The following is a 16,619-nucleotide window of genomic DNA, read 5'->3' as shown; positions in this document are numbered from 1 at the left end:
ATGTGAGCAAGACTGGCCAAGTAAACTAAGACCGGTGGGCCGGATCGGCACTCGGGAAAGCGCGTGTGAGTGCGTGCGAGACGGTGAGCCGACAAGGTGCCCGCGCCCCAGATTTCCCGTGCGCGTGCGCGTGTGGCGATGGTGAGGAGAAGTCAGGCCGGTGGCAGAGAACCAGAACGAATACGGTGCGTCCTCCATCACGGTCCTCGAGGGTCTCGAGGCCGTCCGCAAGCGCCCGGGCATGTACATCGGGTCCACCGGTGAACGCGGCCTGCACCACCTGATCCAGGAGGTCGTGGACAACTCCGTCGACGAGGCGATGGCCGGGCACGCGTCCAAGGTCGAGGTCACGCTCATGGCCGACGGCGGCGTCCGCGTCGTCGACGACGGCCGCGGCATCCCGGTCGAGCTGCACCCGAAGGAACAGCGCCCGACCGTCGAGGTCGTGCTGACGGTGCTGCACGCGGGCGGCAAGTTCGACAGCGACTCGTACGCGGTCTCCGGTGGTCTGCACGGCGTCGGCGTGTCCGTGGTCAATGCCCTGTCGAAACAGCTCGACGTCGAGATCCACGTCAACGGCAGGGTCTGGACGCAGCACTACGACCATTCCGTGCCCGGTGAGCTCACCGACATCGGTCCGACCGACCGCACCGGAACCACCGTCACGTTCTGGGCCGACCCCGACATCTTCGAGACCACCGACTACAACGCCGAGACGGTCGCGCGCAGGCTGCAGGAGATGGCGTTCCTCAACAAGGGCCTGACGATCGTGCTGCGCGACGAGCGCGTGTCGGAGGACGAGAACGGTGAGGACGTCGTCGGCGAGGCCGCACGCATCAAGGAGCGCATCTACCACTACCCGGGTGGACTCGAGGACTTCGTCAAGCACATCAACAACACGAAGGACCCGATCCACCCGACGATCGTCAGCTTCGAGGCGGTCGGCGACGACCTCGAGGTCGAGGTCGCGATGCAGTGGAACAACGGGTTCACACCGTCGGTGTACACGTTCGCCAACACGATCAACACGCACGAGGGCGGCACCCACGAGGAGGGCTTCCGCGCCGCGTTGACCCGCGTGGTGAACGCCTACGCGCGCGACAAGAAGCTACTCAAGGAGAAGGACCCCAACCTCACCGGCGACGACGTCCGCGAGGGCCTGACGGCGATCATTTCGATCAAGGTCGGCGAGCCGCAGTTCGAGGGTCAGACCAAGACCAAGCTGGGCAACAGCGAGGCGAAGACGTTCGTGCAGACCAACGCGAACGAGTGGCTGTCGGACTGGTTCGAGCGCAACCCGGCCGAGGCCAAGGTCATCATCAACAAGGCTCTCTCGAGCGCGCAGGCCCGCGACGCCGCGCGCAAGGCCCGTGACCTGGTGCGCCGTAAGGGCGCGATGGACATCGGCGGGCTGCCGGGCAAGCTCAAGGACTGCCGGTCCACCGATCCCGAGCAGTGCGAGCTCTACATCGTGGAGGGTGACTCCGCAGGCGGTTCGGCCAAGGAGGGCCGGGACTCGATGTTCCAGGCGATCCTGCCGATCCGGGGCAAGATCATCAACGTCGAGAAGGCCCGCATCGACCGCGTCCTCAAGAACGCCGAGGTCCAGTCGCTGATCACGGCACTCGGCACGGGCATCCACGACGAGTTCGACATCTCGAAGCTGCGCTACCACAAGATCGTGCTGATGGCCGACGCCGACGTCGACGGCCAGCACATCCGCACCCTGCTGCTGACACTGCTGTTCCGGTTCATGCGCCCGCTGATCGAGCACGGCTACGTCTACCTGGCACAGCCGCCGCTGTACAAGATCAAGTGGCCGCGCGGTGAAGCGCAGTACGCCTACTCCGACCGCGAGCGGGACGGCCTGCTCGAGGCCGGCGCCGCGGCGGGCAAGAAGCTGCCGAAGGAGGACGGCATCCAGCGGTACAAGGGCCTCGGCGAGATGAACTCGGACGAGCTGTGGGAGACCACGATGGACCCGACGAACCGTGTGCTGCTGCAGGTGAGCCTCGACGACGCCGCCACGGCCGACGAGCTGTTCTCCGTTCTGATGGGCGAGGACGTCGACGCCCGCCGTTCGTTCATCACTCGTAACGCCAAGGCCGCCGGAATGCTCGACATCTGATCCGCCGAGCCCGCCACGGACTCTCCGTCCACTCGCGAGCCACCCGGATCAGGCGTGAAAGGAACAACCAGCCGTGACTGAAACTCTGCCCCCCGACGGCCAGCACGGCCGTGTCGAGCCGGTCGATCTCCAGCAGGAGATGCAGAACTCGTACATCAATTACGCGATGAGCGTGATCGTGTCGCGAGCGCTGCCGGACGTGCGCGACGGGCTCAAGCCGGTGCACCGCCGCGTGCTGTACTCGATGTACGACTCGGGTTTCCGGCCCGAGCGCGGGTACAACAAGTGCTCCCGCGTCGTCGGTGACGTGATGGGCAATTACCACCCGCACGGCGACTCGGCGATCTACGACGCCCTCGTGCGCCTGGCACAGCCGTGGTCGATGCGGTACCCGCTCATCGACGGCCAGGGCAACTTCGGTTCTCCGGGCAACGATCCGGCCGCCGCGATGAGGTACACCGAGTCGCGCCTCGACCCGCTGGCGATGGAGATGCTGCGGGAGATCAACGAGGAGACCGTCGACTTCTCCGACAACTACGACGGGCGGACGCGGGAACCGGACGTACTGCCGAGCCGGATCCCGAACCTGCTGGTCAACGGCGGTTCGGGCATCGCGGTGGGCATGGCCACGAACATCCCGCCGCACAACCTCCGCGAGGTCGCCGACGGCGTCATCTGGGCGCTGGACAATCCGGAGGCGGGCGAGGAGGAGACGCTCGCCGCGATGATGCAGCGCATCAAGGGGCCGGACTTCCCGACCCGCGGTCTGATCCTCGGCACGCAGGGCATCTCCGAGGCCTACCGCACGGGCCGCGGCTCCGTGCGCATGCGCGCGGTCGTCGAGGTCGAGGAGGACAACAAGGGCCGCGCGACACTGGTCGTCACCGAGCTGCCGTACCAGGTCAACCCGGACAACCTCGTCGAGAGCATCGCGACGCTGGTGCGTGACGGCAAGCTCACGGGCATCGCCGACATCGCCGACGAGACCAACTCGCGCATCGGCATGCGCATCGTCGTCACGCTCAAGCGCGATGCGGTCGCCAAGGTGGTGCTGAACAACCTCTACAAGCACACCCAGCTGCAGTACAACTTCGGCGTCAACATGCTGTCCCTGGTCGACGGCGTGCCGCGCACGCTGCGGCTCGACCAGATGATCCGGCACTACACGAACCACCAGCTCGACGTCATCATCCGGCGCACCCGGTACCGCCTGCGTAAGGCCGAGGAACGCGCCCACATCCTGCGCGGTCTGGTCAAGGCGCTGGACCAGCTGGACGCGGTGATCGCGCTGATCCGGCGTTCGCCCACGGTCGACGAGGCGCGCACGGGCCTGATCGAGCTGCTCGACATCGACGAGATCCAGGCCACCGCGATCCTCGACATGCAGCTGCGCCGCCTGGCCGCACTGGAACGTCAGAAGATCATCGACGAGCTGACCGAGATCGAGGCGACGATCGCCGACCTCGAGGACATCCTCGCCAGGCCGGAGCGGCAGCGGCAGATCGTCAAGGATGAGCTCACCGAGATCGTCGAGAAATGGGGCGACGAGCGCCGCACGAAGATCATTCCGTACGACGGCGAGGTGTCGGTCGAGGACCTGATCGCCGAAGAGGACGTCGTCGTCACCATCACCCGCACCGGGTACGTCAAGCGCACCAAGACGGATTCGTACCGTTCGCAGAAGCGCGGCGGCAAGGGTGTGCAGGGCGCGACGCTCAAGCAGGACGACATCGTCCAGCACTTCTTCGTGTGCTCGACACACCACTGGCTGCTGTTCTTCACCAACAAGGGGCGCGTGTACCGCACGAAGGCCTACGACCTGCCCGAGGCCGGTCGCAACGCCCGCGGCCAGCACGTGGCGAACCTGCTGGCGTTCCAGCCGGACGAGGAGATCGCGGGCGTCATCCACATCCCGGACTACGAGGCCGCGGACTACCTGGTCCTGGCCACGCAGAACGGTCTGGTCAAGAAGTCCAAGCTGACCGATTTCGACTCGGCGCGTTCGGGTGGGCTGATCGCCGTCAACCTGCGCGAGGGTGACGAGCTCGTGGGCGCCGTGCTGGCCTCGGCCGACGACGACCTGCTGCTCGTGTCCGCGGAGGGCCAGTCCATCCGCTTCCACGCCACCGACGAGACGCTGCGACCGATGGGCCGTGCCACGTCGGGCGTGCTGGGCATGCGGTTCAACGAGGGCGACGAGCTGCTCAAGATCAGCGTGGTCAAGCCGGACACGTTCCTGCTGGTCGCGACCGACGGCGGGTACGCCAAGCGGACCGACATCGAGGATTACCCGGTGCAGGGACGCGGCGGCAAGGGCGTGCTCACCATTCAGCAGGACCGCAGACGTGGCAGGCTGGTGGGCGCGCTCGTGGTCGAGTCGGACGACGAGCTGTACGCCATCACCTCCAGCGGCGGGGTCATCCGGACGCGCGCCGACGACGTGCGCAAGGCCGGCAGGCAGACGAAGGGGGTTCGCCTGATGAACCTCGACGAGGGAACGACTCTGCTGGCCGTGGCGCGCAACGCCGACAAGCCTTCGGACGTCCTCGAAGGGGAGGCCGAAGAGGACGCAGTGGACGCGGCGGACACCGCAGGCGATGCGGACGGCGTTGCTGATGGTGCTGTTACATCGGATGCGGCAGCCTCGACGGAGGTGGAGACCGAGTCCACCGTGACCGGCGACGGCGTGGCAGCCGACGACGACGGCGCTGACGACGACGTGGCCGATGCCGACGAGGCCTCGGCGAGCGAGGATGCACAGGACGAGTAAGAGTGAGCGGTAGGCACGAGACGCAAGCGCGGACGAGGGACTGACCGGTAGTGACACCACCCGACAACACCGAACAGCGCGGCGCCGACGCGGGTACCGACGACGAGGTCGCGCCGCCGTGGCAGCGTGTCGCGAAGGACGTCGACTCCGTGCCGGAATCCGATGGTGACGGCTTCGGGCAGCGCTGGTCGTCGGGTGAACTGCCCGCCGACGAGGCGTCGTACCAGCCGACCGAGCAATACGCCGCGGCCGGTTCGGCGCGGGCCGACTACGCGAGCAGTGACGCCGATACCCAGGTGGTGAGCGGCAGCGCGGCGAGCCGGCTGTTCGGCGGGCGCGAGTCCGAGGCAGGCGACGACCAGCTCGCGTCGCCTGCGGGCGTCGGCACCGCGGCGGGTTCGGGCGCCGGCGGTGGGGCGAAGCGGTCGACTCCGGTCAGCGCGCTGCGCAGGCCCGGCCGTGGTCCGCGCCGCGCGAGTCTGCAGATCAAACGGTTCGACCCGTGGTCGGTGCTCAAACTGTCGCTCGTGCTGGGTGTGGCGCTGTTCTTCATCTGGCTCGTCGCGGTCGGTGTGCTGTACACCGTGCTGGAAGGCATGGGTGTGTGGGACCAGATCAACGGCACCTACACCTCGCTCGTGCAGGCGGAGGCGACCGAAGGCGTCAGCGATCCGTTCATCACCGCACCGAGGGTGTTCGGCATCGCCGCCATCGTCGGTGCCGTCAACATCGTGCTGATCTCGGCCCTGACGACGGTCAGCGCGTTCATCTACAACGTGTCGGCCGATCTCGCGGGTGGCCTCGAGGTCACGCTCTCCGAGCGGGAGTGACGAGCGGCCGGCAGGCCCGCAACGGGCGGCATGCCCGTGACGGGTGGGAGTGAGAGCCCGTGACGGGCGGGGTGCGAAAGCCGTGAGGCGGGGTGCCCCCGTGTCAACCCGGCCGCAGTGGTGAGGTAGAGTTTTGACCGCTGCACGGGCCCATAGCTCAGACGGTTAGAGCGCATCGCTGATAACGATGAGGTCGGAGGTTCAAGTCCTCCTGGGCCCACCCGATCGAAGGCGCCTCCTGCTCCACGCGGGAGGCGCCTTCGTTCTTGCGCGTGTTGCGCTTTCCGGGGACCGTGTTGCAGGTTCCGGGGCGCGTGTTGCGGGTTCGCGGAGCAGCTCAGGCGCGGCTGCGCAGGGTGGTGTCGAGCGTGCGGAGGAGCTCCCCCGGACGGGCACCGCCCGCCGGGTCAGCCGGGTAGCGGCAGAGCACGTCGATCACGGCAGGTGTGGCTAACCGTCGCGCTCGTTCGAGTTGCTCCACCGCGACGTCCGCGTCCCCACCGGTTTCCAGTTCGAACGCCCGCGCCCCGTGGGCGGCCGCGCCGAGGATGTGCCTGACCTGGGTCGCCTTCGGCAGCGGGTGCAGATACGCGGAGCTCGCGGCCGCGTGCGCGGACCGGACGGCCTCACTCGCGGCGGCCAGGCCGGCATCGCGGGTCTCCTGGTAGGCACGCCACGCCGCCCACGCCTCGTCGCGGATCGCCTTCGACCGTCGCGCGCCGCCGGCGAACGCCCGCGTGACGTCGAGTGCGTCCCGTGCGCGCGAATCCCCGGGACACGCTCGTTCGAAGATCGCCGCCGCGGGCTCTGCACACGCCACGGCGAACGCCGCGACGGCCCGGACCTCGTCCAGCGTCACCTCGATCGACACGCGTCCATCATGCCCTGACGCGGCCGGTCGTCACGACGGTTTGCGGGTCCAGGCGTGGGGAAACGGTCCGATGGCGCCGAAACGACCAACGTCTTTGCGTCGCAGCGAAAACATCGGCGGGTGCCGCTCGGGCGCACGCGTTCGGCGCTGTCGCCCACTCGGCCGGACCTTGATCTGTCCACAGCGGATTCCACCTGGGGACGCCGGGCATCGTCGACACCTCTGACACCGCGGGACACTGTCGACACCGCGGGACACCGCGACGGCCGGGATTTCGCACCCACGGGGAGTCAGCTGCCCGCGAGGAACTCGACCAGTGGCGCCGAGGGTGAACACGCGCGCCGCCGGCGTCGACGAGTCCGCGACCCCGGAGTTGACCTATCTGATCAGGGTTTTCGGTTCGCGTGCGCTCGTATTGGGCTGGGGCTACCTGCGCTCCGACGACTCGGGGCGACGCCGGTGGCGCCGGCTGAACCTGCTGATGGGCGTCTGCGACACGGCTGACGGCCCCGCCCACGTCGTCCGCGGCGACATTCGCCGCGGTGCCGCCATCGGGCTGACCGCCGCCACGGGTGCCTACGCGACGCTGGGTGTCGTGGGAGTGCTGGCCGATCGCCGGGCAGCCACAGCGGGCAGCAGCAGGCGATGACCGAGGAGTCCGCCGACGCGGCGGAGCAACGCCGGAAAGTGGTGTGAGCTGCCGGCGCCGGCAGTCCGGTGAATTTCTCGCGAATCGGGCGTGGGGGCGGCTTCCGAGCGTTACGCTGCTTCCGGCGTTGTCGGGCGCGTGGTGTGAACCGTGGAGGCGGCAGTGGCGGTCGAGTCGGGTGACAGGGCCGATCCGGTCGACGGGATCCCCGTGAACGGTTCTCCCGCCGACGTCGCCCGCTGGTGGCGGGAGCGGTCGGCCGAGGAACGGGAATCGGCGATCTCCGCCGACCCGGCCGCGATCGGCGCCCTCGACGGGGTGCCGACCGTCGATCGTGATCGCGCCAACCGGTTGCTGTTCGACGCCGAGTACGCCGCGGTCACGCTGCAGCAGGACGACTCGGCGCAGCAGGACGACTCCGCCTCCGGCGACATCGACGATTCCGCCGACGATCGTGCCGCCGTCATCCGGGCCATGGACGCGATCAAGCGCTACATCGACGCCGATGCGACCCGCACCCGGCCGCGAGCGTTCCTCGTCGGCTTCTCCCGTGAAGGGCGGGGCCGCGCGATCATCGCCACCGGGGACCCGGACACGGCGGACAACGTCGTGACGAACGTGCAGGGCACCGGGACGAACCTGACGACCGTCCGGTCCGAGATCGACAAGTCCGACGCGATCGTCGACCGCGTGAGCCGGATGTCCCGTAGCAGCAACACATCCACGATCACCTGGCTCGGCTACGACGCGCCGCAGGACTTGCTCGAATCGGCGACCGACGACCGCGCCGTCGTCGGTGGCGAGCTGTTGCAGTCCTTTCAGGACGGTCTGCGTGCGACCCGCGTCGGCGAGCGTTCCTACAACACGGTGATCGGGTTCAGCTACGGTTCGACGGTCGCGGGCCATGCCGCGGACGTCGAGCTGCTCGACGTCGACGCGGTGGTGTTCGTCGGCAGTCCGGGCGTGGGTGTGGACCATGTGTCCGAGCTACAGCTGCCGGAGGGGTGCCGGGTCTACGCCACCACGGCCGAGAACGACGTCATCCGCCTGACGCCCGACTTCATCCACGGCCCGCAGCCGATCGACGAGGAGTTCGGCGCGACCGTGTTCGAGTCCGACCCCGGTGCCGACGGCGAATGGTTCACCATCGGCCTGTCCACCGAGGCGCATTCGCAGTACTGGAACGTCGATTCCGACTCGCTGCGCAACTTCGCGGCGATCATCCTGGGAAGGGGGCCGTTGTGACGCGTACCGGCACCCGGCGCCGGGGGAAGGGGCACAGGCCATGCGGACGTTGACCCACGACCAGGCGCGCGAACGGGCACAGGAACACATCGACAGCGCCGTCGCCGCGCTGCCTGCGCAGCCTATGCTGACGCTGCAGCGCGACGACGCGCTCGAGTGCGACGACCCCAAGGATCGTGGTCCCCGCGGCCGCTACGAGGTCGGCAAGACGTACTGGCTCGACGAACTCCCCGGCGGCCGCAACGCCGAGATCGTCGACGTGCTCGTCGAACACTGGACGTCCCACGAGTTCCGCGTGCTCGTCGACCACCGCGACGCCGACGACCGGTTCGTGTCGGTGCAGCACACCGGCGACGCGTTCCGCATGTCCGTCACGCAGAGCCTCGAGGGCGACCTCTCGCTCGGCGCGTCGTCGCCCTGCATTTGGCTCGACGGCGGCACCGACGATTGACGGCCGGCGCCGGCGACTGACGTCGACGCCGGCGAGCAGCAGTCACAACCGGAAAGCCCCCGGGAAGCCCCGGGAAGCCCCGGGAAGCGACCACGGCGTGCCGGCACCTACCGCGAGAAGGTGCCGGCCACGGTGCGGTTGGTGACGTTGATGCGGTTCCACGCGTTGATCGCGGCGACGGCCATGATCAGCGCACCGAGTTGTGCGTCGTCGTAATGCTTGCGGGCCGCCTGCCACACGTCGTCGGGGACGCCGTGCGGGTTGTCGGTGATCCGCGTGGCGGCTTCGGCCAGTTCGAGCGCCGCACGTTCGGCGTCGGTGAAGTAGGGCATCTCGCGGAACGCGGCGACGCCGTTGACGCGTTCGGTGCTCTCGCCGTCGGCTGCGGCGTCGCGGGCGTGCATGTCGACGCAGAAGCCGCAGCCGTTGATCTGGCTGACGCGCAGTTTCAGCAGGTGCAGCAAGCCCTGCGACACCTCGCTGTCGGCGAGGAACTTCTCCATCGCGTACATGGCCTTGTAGCCGCCCGCGGCTGCGGACTGCAGACCGTCGAATCGTCCCTGCATCAATTTCTCCTTTTCTGGATGTTCAATATCCGGAATTGGTGGACAGGTGAGGACACGCCCACGCTGTGGCGGTTCTCAGCGGGTGTCGTCGAACCAGCGGCGCACCTTGTCGGGCACGCCGGGGTTCGCGTGTTCGACGGTCGCCATGACGTCGGCGACCGTCTGCCCGGCGAGTTCGCGTCGCCAGGCGAGTTCGGCCTTGCGCATCGCGGCATCGATCGCGCAGGGCTTGCGGTATGCGTCGGTGTCGCCGCCGCCCGAGCCGCCGCGCTGACGGATCTCGGTGCAGCGGAACGCCGGTTCGTCACCGTCGATGGCGACGACGACGTCCATCAACGTGACCTTCTCGGGCGGCCTGGTAAGGCGGAAGCCTCCGCGTGGGCCCGATACGGACGTGAGGATGTCGGCACGCGCCAACGCCTGCAGCTGCTTGTTGAGATATGCCGCGGGCAGCTCGTAGAACGCCGCGAGCCGGGCCGCGGGCACGGCTCGTTCACCCAGCCATGCCAGGTTCAGGCAGCTGTGTACCGCCCACTCGACTCCCTCGTTCATCCGCATAACCTGGATACTAGATGTCCATGATCGTTGGCGCAAGGTTGCTTCGGGGAGCGAGGTTCGAGTCGGGCAACGTCCTGACCTGCTTGTTCGCGACCCGAGATCGCGCGTGGTTCCACGTGGAACAATCCACGATCTCGGCTGGCCGTCGCTCGCGCTCTCGGCTGCCCGGATGGCCGGACCGCGTGCACGGGCGCGAACGGGGTGCAGTAATATCGGGGACGGCAGGTCAGTTCGTGCCAGAGGGAGGCTCCGGCCGTGAAGAAGCTGTTGGCGTTCGCCGTGGTCGCGGGTGGCGTATTCTTCGTCATCAAGCGCAACAAGGACGCGAAGGCGGAGGCGGACCTGTGGCGCGAAGCCACGGCGCCGGTCGACACCCAGGTCAACGGTGCCGCCCGTAACGGCAGCGCCCCGGCGAGCACCGGAGCGGGCCACAACTGACACCGGCGCACGTGACCGTTCACGGTTCGCGTGCCCAGGGGCTGTAGCTCAATTGGTAGAGCGCTGCTTTTGCAAGGCAGAGGTCAGGGGTTCGATTCCCCTCAGCTCCACATAGTTTCACCTCGAACTGGTCTTCTGACGCCGGGGCAGTTCCGGCCCGATCTCGATTCGGTGCGCCCCGGACGCGCGCTCGGGCCCCACCAGAAGAGCAGACGCGACTGGGCCGGCTGTGGCGTCAACATGCTGGGGGTTTCTCGTCCTAGCGCGACCGCTATACCGTCACCGATATAGCGCCCCTTGGGGCTCTGTTCCAGAGCCGACCTCGCAGAACATTGACCGTGCCTGAGGAGACGCAGCGAACGCGAACTTCATCGCGTTCCAGATGCGAAACACCACCGAGCATGTACAACCACCCGGGTGCACCGTCCTCGATCAGGACCGTCAGGAGGCTTGCAACGCGCAGGTAGCGGATGGACAGCAGCATCGCCGGGACGCCCCACTTGAGCTCGCGGCGCGTGCGGATGGCATCCAACAGGATGTTGGTTCGCATATAGCGGCGCAGGAAGTAATGGGTGTGGACACTGGCGATCCAGATCAAGCGAACAGAGCACGGCCCTCTGCTCGTCTCCGGCGACAAGGAGCCAAAAGGGCCGCTCGGAACGAAATCGTCCGATCGTACCGCCACATCGGGCAGTGGCATAGCGGGTGGAGTCTGCCTCCCGACGGTCTACGTCCGTCGAGCGTGGGACGGAAGGCGCGAACGCCTTCCTACACGTTCATTCGCGCAGCATGTTCGTACACCAGCTGTCGGATGTGAGATCATTGGGAGTGTGGAACAACCCCGCGCGAGGCATTTTGTCGGCCGCAGCGGTCGTTTATCCGGCCCCGGCACGAGAGGCTGTAGTTGCTCGTCGCGACGGAGTTGTCCCTGTCCTCTCGGGAGCCCAGAGGGCGTGCACGTCCCGGGCGCGGACTGGAACCGATAGAAGGGTGAGGACTGCGTGGCAAAGGCGTCATCGAAGCAGCCGATGAAACCACCGTTCCCGGTTGAGAACGTTCCCCTTGAACTCATCGACCTTGACCTGCGCAACTCTCGCTTCCCTCGCGACGCGCAGTCCCAAAGCGACGCGCTTGAGCTGATGCTCACGACCGCAGGCGACGGCTGCCTCGACCTCCTGAAAGACCTTACGCGGACTGGTCAGATGAACAGCTCTGACCTTCCGATCGTAGTAGCCCACGATGAGCGATACGTCATGATGGAGGGCAACCGTCGACTGACCTGTCTGCGCTTGTGGACCGCCCCAGACCTTCTGGGGCGGAACGAGTCACTGGAGAAGCAACTGCTTTCGCGGGTGCAGCGCCTTGTTGCAGACAGCGCGTATGGCCCGCCGACCGAGCTACGGGTTGCCGTCGCGCCCAGCGAGAGCGATGCCGACGTCTGGATCGAACGCAAGCACACTGGGGGCGCCGGAGGTGCGGGCACCGTCGAGTGGGGTGCCGCCATGAAGGACCGTCGTCGAGCGCGGAATGATCCTACGAAAGTCTCCCGTGCGATGGCGTTCGTCGATCTGGTTTCTCGTGAATACGAAGATGAATCCGATATTCAGGCTGCACTGGAAACCGTCCGCAGCACGCGGTACACGATGATTCAGCGCTTTGTCGATCGCAGCGTTGTCCGCGATATGATTGGAATGGATTTCAACGACGGTAAAATGACATTCCGGTACGGGTCGCAGGCGACGCTTCCCATTATTCGTCAGGTTCTAAACGACTTCGCGAGACCCAAAGCTGAGTCCGGAAAGACCTGGGCTCGTGAACTAGATACCGTCGAGGATTTCAGGGCCTACCTCAACGGCTACCCTGAACTGCTACCGAGCGAGGAGCCAAGGACAGGTCCACGCCGCGGAAAGGGCGGTCAGCACGCTGGTGGGGCAGCCTCAAACACATCTCACCCCGAGGGTGGGGCGGGTCAACAAGGAGACGGGGACGGCCAAGAAGGAAGTGCCTCCGAGGCACCTGATAGCGAAGACCAGCGTCCACCTCGGCCGACTTCAGCCCGCGAGCACATTTTCCGTGGCCTCGTCCTCGACGAGTTCACACCCCGCATCCAAGAGATGGTGCGCATGACGTCTCTTCTGAATGTTAAACGACAGAATGAGATTGTCGCGGTGATGCTGCGCGTCATCCTCGACCTCACCGCATACCAGTTCCTCAAGTCTCATGGTCGGGACGTGCCAAGAAACTTGGATGAGCGCATCAAGGAAGCCATAAAAGTGATTGAGCCGAACGCTTCCGATGCTCTCGGCACCGCCGAACAAACATCGCCACTACGTAAGGCATTCCACAGCACCACCCCGACCAATATCCGACTTGCACAGTACGCCGTGCACGATATTAATAGCGGGAGTACGCCTACTGAAGTGTTCACCCTGGCGGACCGGTATACGCCAGTACTGGACGCGATGAACAGCAACATGGGGAGTACGCCGGTCAAATGAGATACCTTTCACCCCTGCGCTATCCTGGCGGTAAGGCGCGTCTTGCCCCCTACTTGACACGCCTCATTGAAGCCCAGGAGCCGAAACCGCGTCAGTACGCAGAGCCCTTCGCGGGAGGTGCCGGGGCGGCCCTTCATCTTCTTTGGGACCGTACCGTGGACCGCATCCATCTTAACGACTTGAACCCGGGTATCGCTGCATTCTGGCGCGCGTCACTCGACCTTCCCAATGAGTTCTGTCGCAAAATTCGAACTATTCCGCTCACAATCGATGAGTGGCATCGGCAGGCCGAGGTCTATGCGAGCCCGTCCGGGCGGGACGATTTTGAACTCGGTTTTGCCGCTTTCTACCTCAACCGTACTAATCGTTCGGGCATCCTTGACGCTCGGCCAATCGGCGGTTTTGAGCAGCTTGGGCGCTGGAAGATTGATGCGCGCTTCAATCGTGAATCGCTTTGCATGCGCATCCAGGCCCTCGCTGACTTGCGACATTGCATCTATATCACCGAGTACGACGCTCTTGAGTTCCTCAATGTCATACAAGACATCGCTCAGGATGTCTTCGTATATGCGGACCCCCCTTACCTCGTCCAAGGGGAAGGGCTGTACCTGCACGCTTTTGACGCCGATTCCCACCTCGAATTGGCGAATCTTCTGGCCGGCGCGGACTTCCCATGGATTCTCACGTACGACGACGACCCGAGAATTACGAATTTGCTCTATAGTGACGGCCGGTGTGCCACATTTGATATCGCGCACACGGCGCACCGTCAGCACGTTGGAACTGAAGCAGTCATTTATTCTGAGCACTTGGTCGTCCCGGACCTAGAGATCACTACCGGACGGATCGCACGCTGGGCGGCGTAGGTCAGACGAGATTGTTCGCGTTCTAACAATGGGAGGGTGAAGGAACACGGCAGCTACGATGTTCACCTTGACATGACCGGTCGGATGGCCGTCACATGACGCCTTCCTGTCGACGAGATTCGAGGCCACGGGGTCCGGTGTTCGGTGCGGTGCCCGCCGATGTGGTGTCGACCAATTCGACGCCGGTCGTACCCGACGCCGACCCGCACTTCCTTACCGAACGGACGAGCGTGGTCGAACCGTTCTCGTGCTGCACCGTCGTGCGGCAGCGCCCTCGTCGTGCCCTTGCCAGTTCTCGGAACCTGCGGAAGGCTTGCTTCGTCGCATCGGGGTCACACTGTGGGGAAGGGGACGGGCTTATGGGTGTCGAGAAGTTGAAGCACGCTGATCCGGATCAGTACGGAGAGGATCTCAAGGCGACGCTCGACGCGTTCGAAGACGCGCTCAAGGATCGATACATCGATGATCTCGACGATCACATGCAGGTCTGGACCGTGGACGGGGAGCGCCCCGACCCGGAACCTCGTGCTAACGCCGGTTGGGTCACTGCTGGATGGTGCCGAGCCCGACCAGGAGTATGCCAACGACATCGGGGACGTCGTGCCCGGGCTCATGGACGCGCTGCTCAAACTCCGCGATAACTCGACCGAAGAGGAATCCGCATGGTCCGACAAGGTGGCCAACTTCCAAAACGCTGTCACGGGCGAGAAAAGTGAAAACCTGGAACTGGACGACTTTGCCGGCCAGGATGGCCAGAGTTCCAGTCCGCCCGCCGGGGGTTTCAATGTGAACGTCGAGGAAGTTCGCGAGCTCGCCGGCTATTGTTTCGATGCGTCCGAAGAGTACGAAAAAATTATCACGAACGCCGTTGCGGTTGACGAAGCCGACTTCGAGTTACGCGGGAGAGGCAATGAGGCCACGGCCGGAGACCGGGAACTGTCGGATCTCCAGGACGCATTCGTGTCGTTCCTGCAGACGACGTGCGCTCGCTACTACGAGGCAGGGACTCGGCTCACAGAGGCTGCCCGTCAATACTACGGCTCCGAGGCGGAGAACGAAGACATCCTGCGGCACCTCGAGCGGGATCTGGACTTGAACGGAGCCGACGAGGGCAACGGCGGATCGCCTGATTCGCACGTCGACAAGTCCGACCGCAAAGACATCGAAGATTGGGAGGACTATTACATCGCGCCTGATGGGCGAGTGATTCCGGGTGACGATTACCGTGCCCCCGAACAACCGAGTTGAGGTGAACTGTCTTGATTGACAACAGGTCGGACTGGGTCTCACTCGGCACCGACGAGTTCTTTCTATCGTGGTTTGCGCATTACAAAGTCGGCCACTTCCACTACTTTTTCGGGCTCGGCCCGGTAGGATGATCCAGGACAGATCGTGCCGCGCGCACCGGCGCCGCCAGTGAAGCGCTCCACCGGCGTGACCTCGGCACGATCGAGGATCCGGCACCGGACCTGATGGAGATCATCGATGTCCTGGGCACGGCTCCGGTTCGGGTGGAACTCGCCTACACGGGAGATATCGCACCGACCATGCGTCTCGGAGCGGTTCAGGCTTCTCGAACAGCCGTGGCACGCTCGCGGTGAAGCGATGCGAGGGTGGCACCGACTGGCGGTACACGTCGTCCGAGGTGTCGTGGACCGACACCCGGAGTGGCCGCTACTCCCTTCGCCGAGTCGGCGAGCGGACTACGATCGTGCCGACGGATCACGCGCGGCCGAGCTCGATGTTCACGGAACTGCTGGCGGAGCTGAACCCACCGGGTTGAGCCCGGGTGTTGCTGAGAAAATTGTGCCCGATCGCAACGCGACGGGGTGGTGCCCATCGAGGGTGGTGCTCATCGAGGGTGGCGGGACGTTCCTCTCGACCGCCACGACAGCGTATCCGGCAGGCAGAAGGGGAAACCATGTCCGACAATGCACCAGAGGCGGAAGTCGCCCTTGCCGGCGATCGCGACCGCTACGAGATCAGCGTCGGCGAGCAGCGGGCGGGGTTCACCGAGTACGTCGACCGCGACGGGCAGCGCATCTTCTACCACACCGAGATCGGCGAGAACTTCGGCGGAATGGGCCTGGGCAGCACCCTGATCGGTCGGGCACTGGCCGACACCCGCGATGCGGGTCTGCGCATCGTCGCGGTGTGCCCGTTCGTGAAGAAGTACCTCGAACGTCACCACGAGGTCGTCGACGTCGTCGACGAGGTCACCACCGAGGCACTGGCCGCGGTGCGCGAGCGGACGGGGTGAGCGATGTCCGACAGGGTATTCATCGACAAGCAGACTCCGTCCGTGTTCAAGGCGTTGACGTCGACCGCAACCGAGATCCGCAGCCGGGCGCGCGAGATCGGCCTGGACACCATCCTGCTGGAACTGGTCAACGTCCGCGCTTCGCAGCTCAACGCGTGCACCTTCTGTCTGGACCGGCACACCCACCTCGCCCTGGAGGCGGGTGAGACCGCTCAGCGGTTGGCGGTGCTGCCCGGCTGGCGCGACACCGAGCTGTTCACCTCGCGTGAGCAGTCCGCGCTGGAACTGACCGAAGCGGTGACCCTGGTCGCCCAGCAGGGCCCCGACGACGACGCCTATGCGCGAGCCCGCTCGAGCCTGACCGACGACGAGGTCTCGCTGGTGACGTGGGCTGCCATCACAATCAACGCATTCAACCGCGTTTCCCTCATGTCGAAGCATCCGGTACGCCACCGCCCCGGAACGGCGAACCGGCCGGAAACCTGACGC

At 65.7% G+C, this 16,619-nt stretch carries 17 protein-coding genes and 2 tRNA genes; 14 read left to right on the top strand and 5 right to left on the bottom strand.

The window, feature by feature from the left end; genetic code table 11:
* The first annotated feature begins 160 nt into the window (after nt 1–160).
* The 4 genes from gyrB (at nt 161) to LY41_RS12575 (ending at nt 5,948) form a co-directional block, all read left to right on the top strand.
* On the top strand, nt 161–2,128 hold the full coding sequence (gene gyrB, locus LY41_RS12590; protein WP_253864163.1) for a DNA topoisomerase (ATP-hydrolyzing) subunit B: 1,968 nt from the start codon (nt 161–163) through the stop codon (nt 2,126–2,128).
* A 73-nt stretch (nt 2,129–2,201) separates the two neighbouring features.
* Complete coding sequence (gene gyrA / locus LY41_RS12585) at nt 2,202–4,898, top strand: DNA gyrase subunit A (RefSeq protein ID WP_253864161.1); 2,697 nt, start codon at nt 2,202–2,204, stop codon at nt 4,896–4,898.
* A 50-nt stretch (nt 4,899–4,948) separates the two neighbouring features.
* Entirely contained in the window at nt 4,949–5,728 is a 780-nt protein-coding gene (locus LY41_RS12580; RefSeq protein ID WP_253864160.1) for a DUF3566 domain-containing protein, read from the top strand.
* Between the two features lie 146 nt (nt 5,729–5,874).
* A tRNA-Ile gene (locus LY41_RS12575) sits at nt 5,875–5,948 on the top strand.
* 117 nt (nt 5,949–6,065) lie between these two features.
* Here the strand turns inward: LY41_RS12575 and LY41_RS12570 are convergent.
* Nucleotides 6,066–6,599, bottom strand: coding sequence for a putative immunity protein (locus tag LY41_RS12570; protein WP_253864158.1), 534 nt, complete (start codon nt 6,597–6,599; stop codon nt 6,066–6,068).
* 316 nt (nt 6,600–6,915) lie between these two features.
* On the opposite strand from LY41_RS12570, the gene LY41_RS12565 reads away from it, so the two are divergent.
* The 3 genes from LY41_RS12565 to LY41_RS12555 all read left to right on the top strand — a co-directional run bounded on the left by LY41_RS12565 (nt 6,916) and on the right by LY41_RS12555 (nt 8,944).
* Entirely contained in the window at nt 6,916–7,248 is a 333-nt protein-coding gene (locus LY41_RS12565; RefSeq protein WP_253864157.1) for a hypothetical protein, read from the top strand.
* Between the two features lie 162 nt (nt 7,249–7,410).
* Complete coding sequence (locus tag LY41_RS12560; RefSeq protein ID WP_253864155.1) at nt 7,411–8,493, top strand: alpha/beta hydrolase; 1,083 nt, start codon at nt 7,411–7,413, stop codon at nt 8,491–8,493.
* Between the two features lie 40 nt (nt 8,494–8,533).
* Nucleotides 8,534–8,944: a hypothetical protein gene (locus tag LY41_RS12555; RefSeq protein WP_253864153.1), complete on the top strand. Its 411-nt coding sequence runs from the start codon at nt 8,534–8,536 to the stop codon at nt 8,942–8,944.
* A gap of 107 nt (nt 8,945–9,051) precedes the next feature.
* Here the strand turns inward: LY41_RS12555 and LY41_RS12550 are convergent, their stop codons facing one another.
* Both LY41_RS12550 and LY41_RS12545 read right to left on the bottom strand, forming a co-directional pair.
* Complete coding sequence (locus tag LY41_RS12550; protein WP_372493237.1) at nt 9,052–9,510, bottom strand: carboxymuconolactone decarboxylase family protein; 459 nt, start codon at nt 9,508–9,510, stop codon at nt 9,052–9,054.
* A gap of 75 nt (nt 9,511–9,585) precedes the next feature.
* On the bottom strand, nt 9,586–10,068 hold the full coding sequence (locus LY41_RS12545) for an RrF2 family transcriptional regulator (RefSeq protein ID WP_253864151.1): 483 nt from the start codon (nt 10,066–10,068) through the stop codon (nt 9,586–9,588).
* A 255-nt stretch (nt 10,069–10,323) separates the two neighbouring features.
* Here LY41_RS12545 and LY41_RS12540 point away from each other — a divergent pair, with 255 nt between their 5' ends.
* Together LY41_RS12540 and LY41_RS12535 are read left to right on the top strand one after the other, a co-directional pair.
* Nucleotides 10,324–10,506, top strand: coding sequence for a DLW-39 family protein (locus LY41_RS12540; RefSeq protein ID WP_253864149.1), 183 nt, complete (start codon nt 10,324–10,326; stop codon nt 10,504–10,506).
* A gap of 37 nt (nt 10,507–10,543) precedes the next feature.
* Nucleotides 10,544–10,616, top strand: a tRNA-Ala gene (locus tag LY41_RS12535).
* A gap of 161 nt (nt 10,617–10,777) precedes the next feature.
* On the opposite strand, the gene LY41_RS12530 is transcribed toward LY41_RS12535, so the two are convergent.
* Nucleotides 10,778–11,104, bottom strand: coding sequence for a hypothetical protein (locus LY41_RS12530; RefSeq protein WP_253864147.1), 327 nt, complete (start codon nt 11,102–11,104; stop codon nt 10,778–10,780).
* Between the two features lie 403 nt (nt 11,105–11,507).
* Between LY41_RS12530 and LY41_RS12525 the strand changes: the two genes are divergently transcribed.
* Nucleotides 11,508–13,004 carry a hypothetical protein gene (locus LY41_RS12525; protein WP_253864145.1) on the top strand — a complete coding sequence of 499 codons (1,497 nt, stop codon included), beginning with the start codon at nt 11,508–11,510 and terminating at the stop codon, nt 13,002–13,004.
* Nucleotides 13,001–13,870 (top strand): DNA adenine methylase, encoded by an 870-nt coding sequence (locus LY41_RS12520; RefSeq protein ID WP_253864143.1) that lies wholly within the window; start codon nt 13,001–13,003, stop codon nt 13,868–13,870. The genes LY41_RS12525 and LY41_RS12520 overlap by 4 nt, the downstream gene beginning before the upstream one ends.
* A gap of 332 nt (nt 13,871–14,202) precedes the next feature.
* On the opposite strand, the gene LY41_RS12515 is transcribed toward LY41_RS12520, so the two are convergent.
* Entirely contained in the window at nt 14,203–14,349 is a 147-nt protein-coding gene (locus tag LY41_RS12515) for a hypothetical protein (protein WP_253864142.1), read from the bottom strand.
* On the opposite strand from LY41_RS12515, the gene LY41_RS12510 reads away from it, so the two are divergent.
* From LY41_RS12510 to LY41_RS12500, 3 genes are all read left to right on the top strand, one after another.
* A complete protein-coding gene (locus tag LY41_RS12510; RefSeq protein ID WP_253864141.1) occupies nt 14,333–15,118 on the top strand; it encodes a hypothetical protein in 786 nt (261 codons plus the stop codon). The two genes, LY41_RS12515 and LY41_RS12510, sit on opposite strands and share 17 nt — an antisense overlap.
* A 673-nt stretch (nt 15,119–15,791) precedes the next feature.
* Nucleotides 15,792–16,130 carry a GNAT family N-acetyltransferase gene (locus tag LY41_RS12505; protein WP_253864140.1) on the top strand — a complete coding sequence of 113 codons (339 nt, stop codon included), beginning with the start codon at nt 15,792–15,794 and terminating at the stop codon, nt 16,128–16,130.
* Nucleotides 16,131–16,133: 3 nt separating this feature from the next.
* Nucleotides 16,134–16,616 carry a carboxymuconolactone decarboxylase family protein gene (locus LY41_RS12500; RefSeq protein ID WP_253864138.1) on the top strand — a complete coding sequence of 161 codons (483 nt, stop codon included), beginning with the start codon at nt 16,134–16,136 and terminating at the stop codon, nt 16,614–16,616.
* Nucleotides 16,617–16,619 lie beyond the last annotated feature (3 nt).

Origin of the sequence: Prauserella halophila (assembly GCF_024171895.1) — a bacterium.
Classification (GTDB): domain Bacteria; phylum Actinomycetota; class Actinomycetes; order Mycobacteriales; family Pseudonocardiaceae; genus Prauserella; species Prauserella halophila.
The sequence above is the reverse complement of the archived record's forward strand: the minus strand, read 5'-3'. Positions and strand labels throughout refer to the sequence as shown.

Excerpts from the sequence above, each read along its gene's own strand:
- LY41_RS12545 (WP_253864151.1), bottom strand. The coding sequence starts at position 10,068 with ATGCGGATGAACGAGGGAGTCGAGTGGGCGGTACACAGCTGCCTGAAC.
- LY41_RS12520 (WP_253864143.1), top strand. The coding sequence starts at position 13,001 with ATGAGATACCTTTCACCCCTGCGCTATCCTGGCGGTAAGGCGCGTCTT.
- LY41_RS12510 (WP_253864141.1), top strand. The coding sequence starts at position 14,333 with ATGATCTCGACGATCACATGCAGGTCTGGACCGTGGACGGGGAGCGCC.
- LY41_RS12555 (WP_253864153.1), top strand. The coding sequence starts at position 8,534 with ATGCGGACGTTGACCCACGACCAGGCGCGCGAACGGGCACAGGAACAC.
- LY41_RS12500 (WP_253864138.1), top strand. The coding sequence starts at position 16,134 with ATGTCCGACAGGGTATTCATCGACAAGCAGACTCCGTCCGTGTTCAAG.
- LY41_RS12550 (WP_372493237.1), bottom strand. The coding sequence starts at position 9,510 with ATGCAGGGACGATTCGACGGTCTGCAGTCCGCAGCCGCGGGCGGCTAC.
- LY41_RS12505 (WP_253864140.1), top strand. The coding sequence starts at position 15,792 with ATGTCCGACAATGCACCAGAGGCGGAAGTCGCCCTTGCCGGCGATCGC.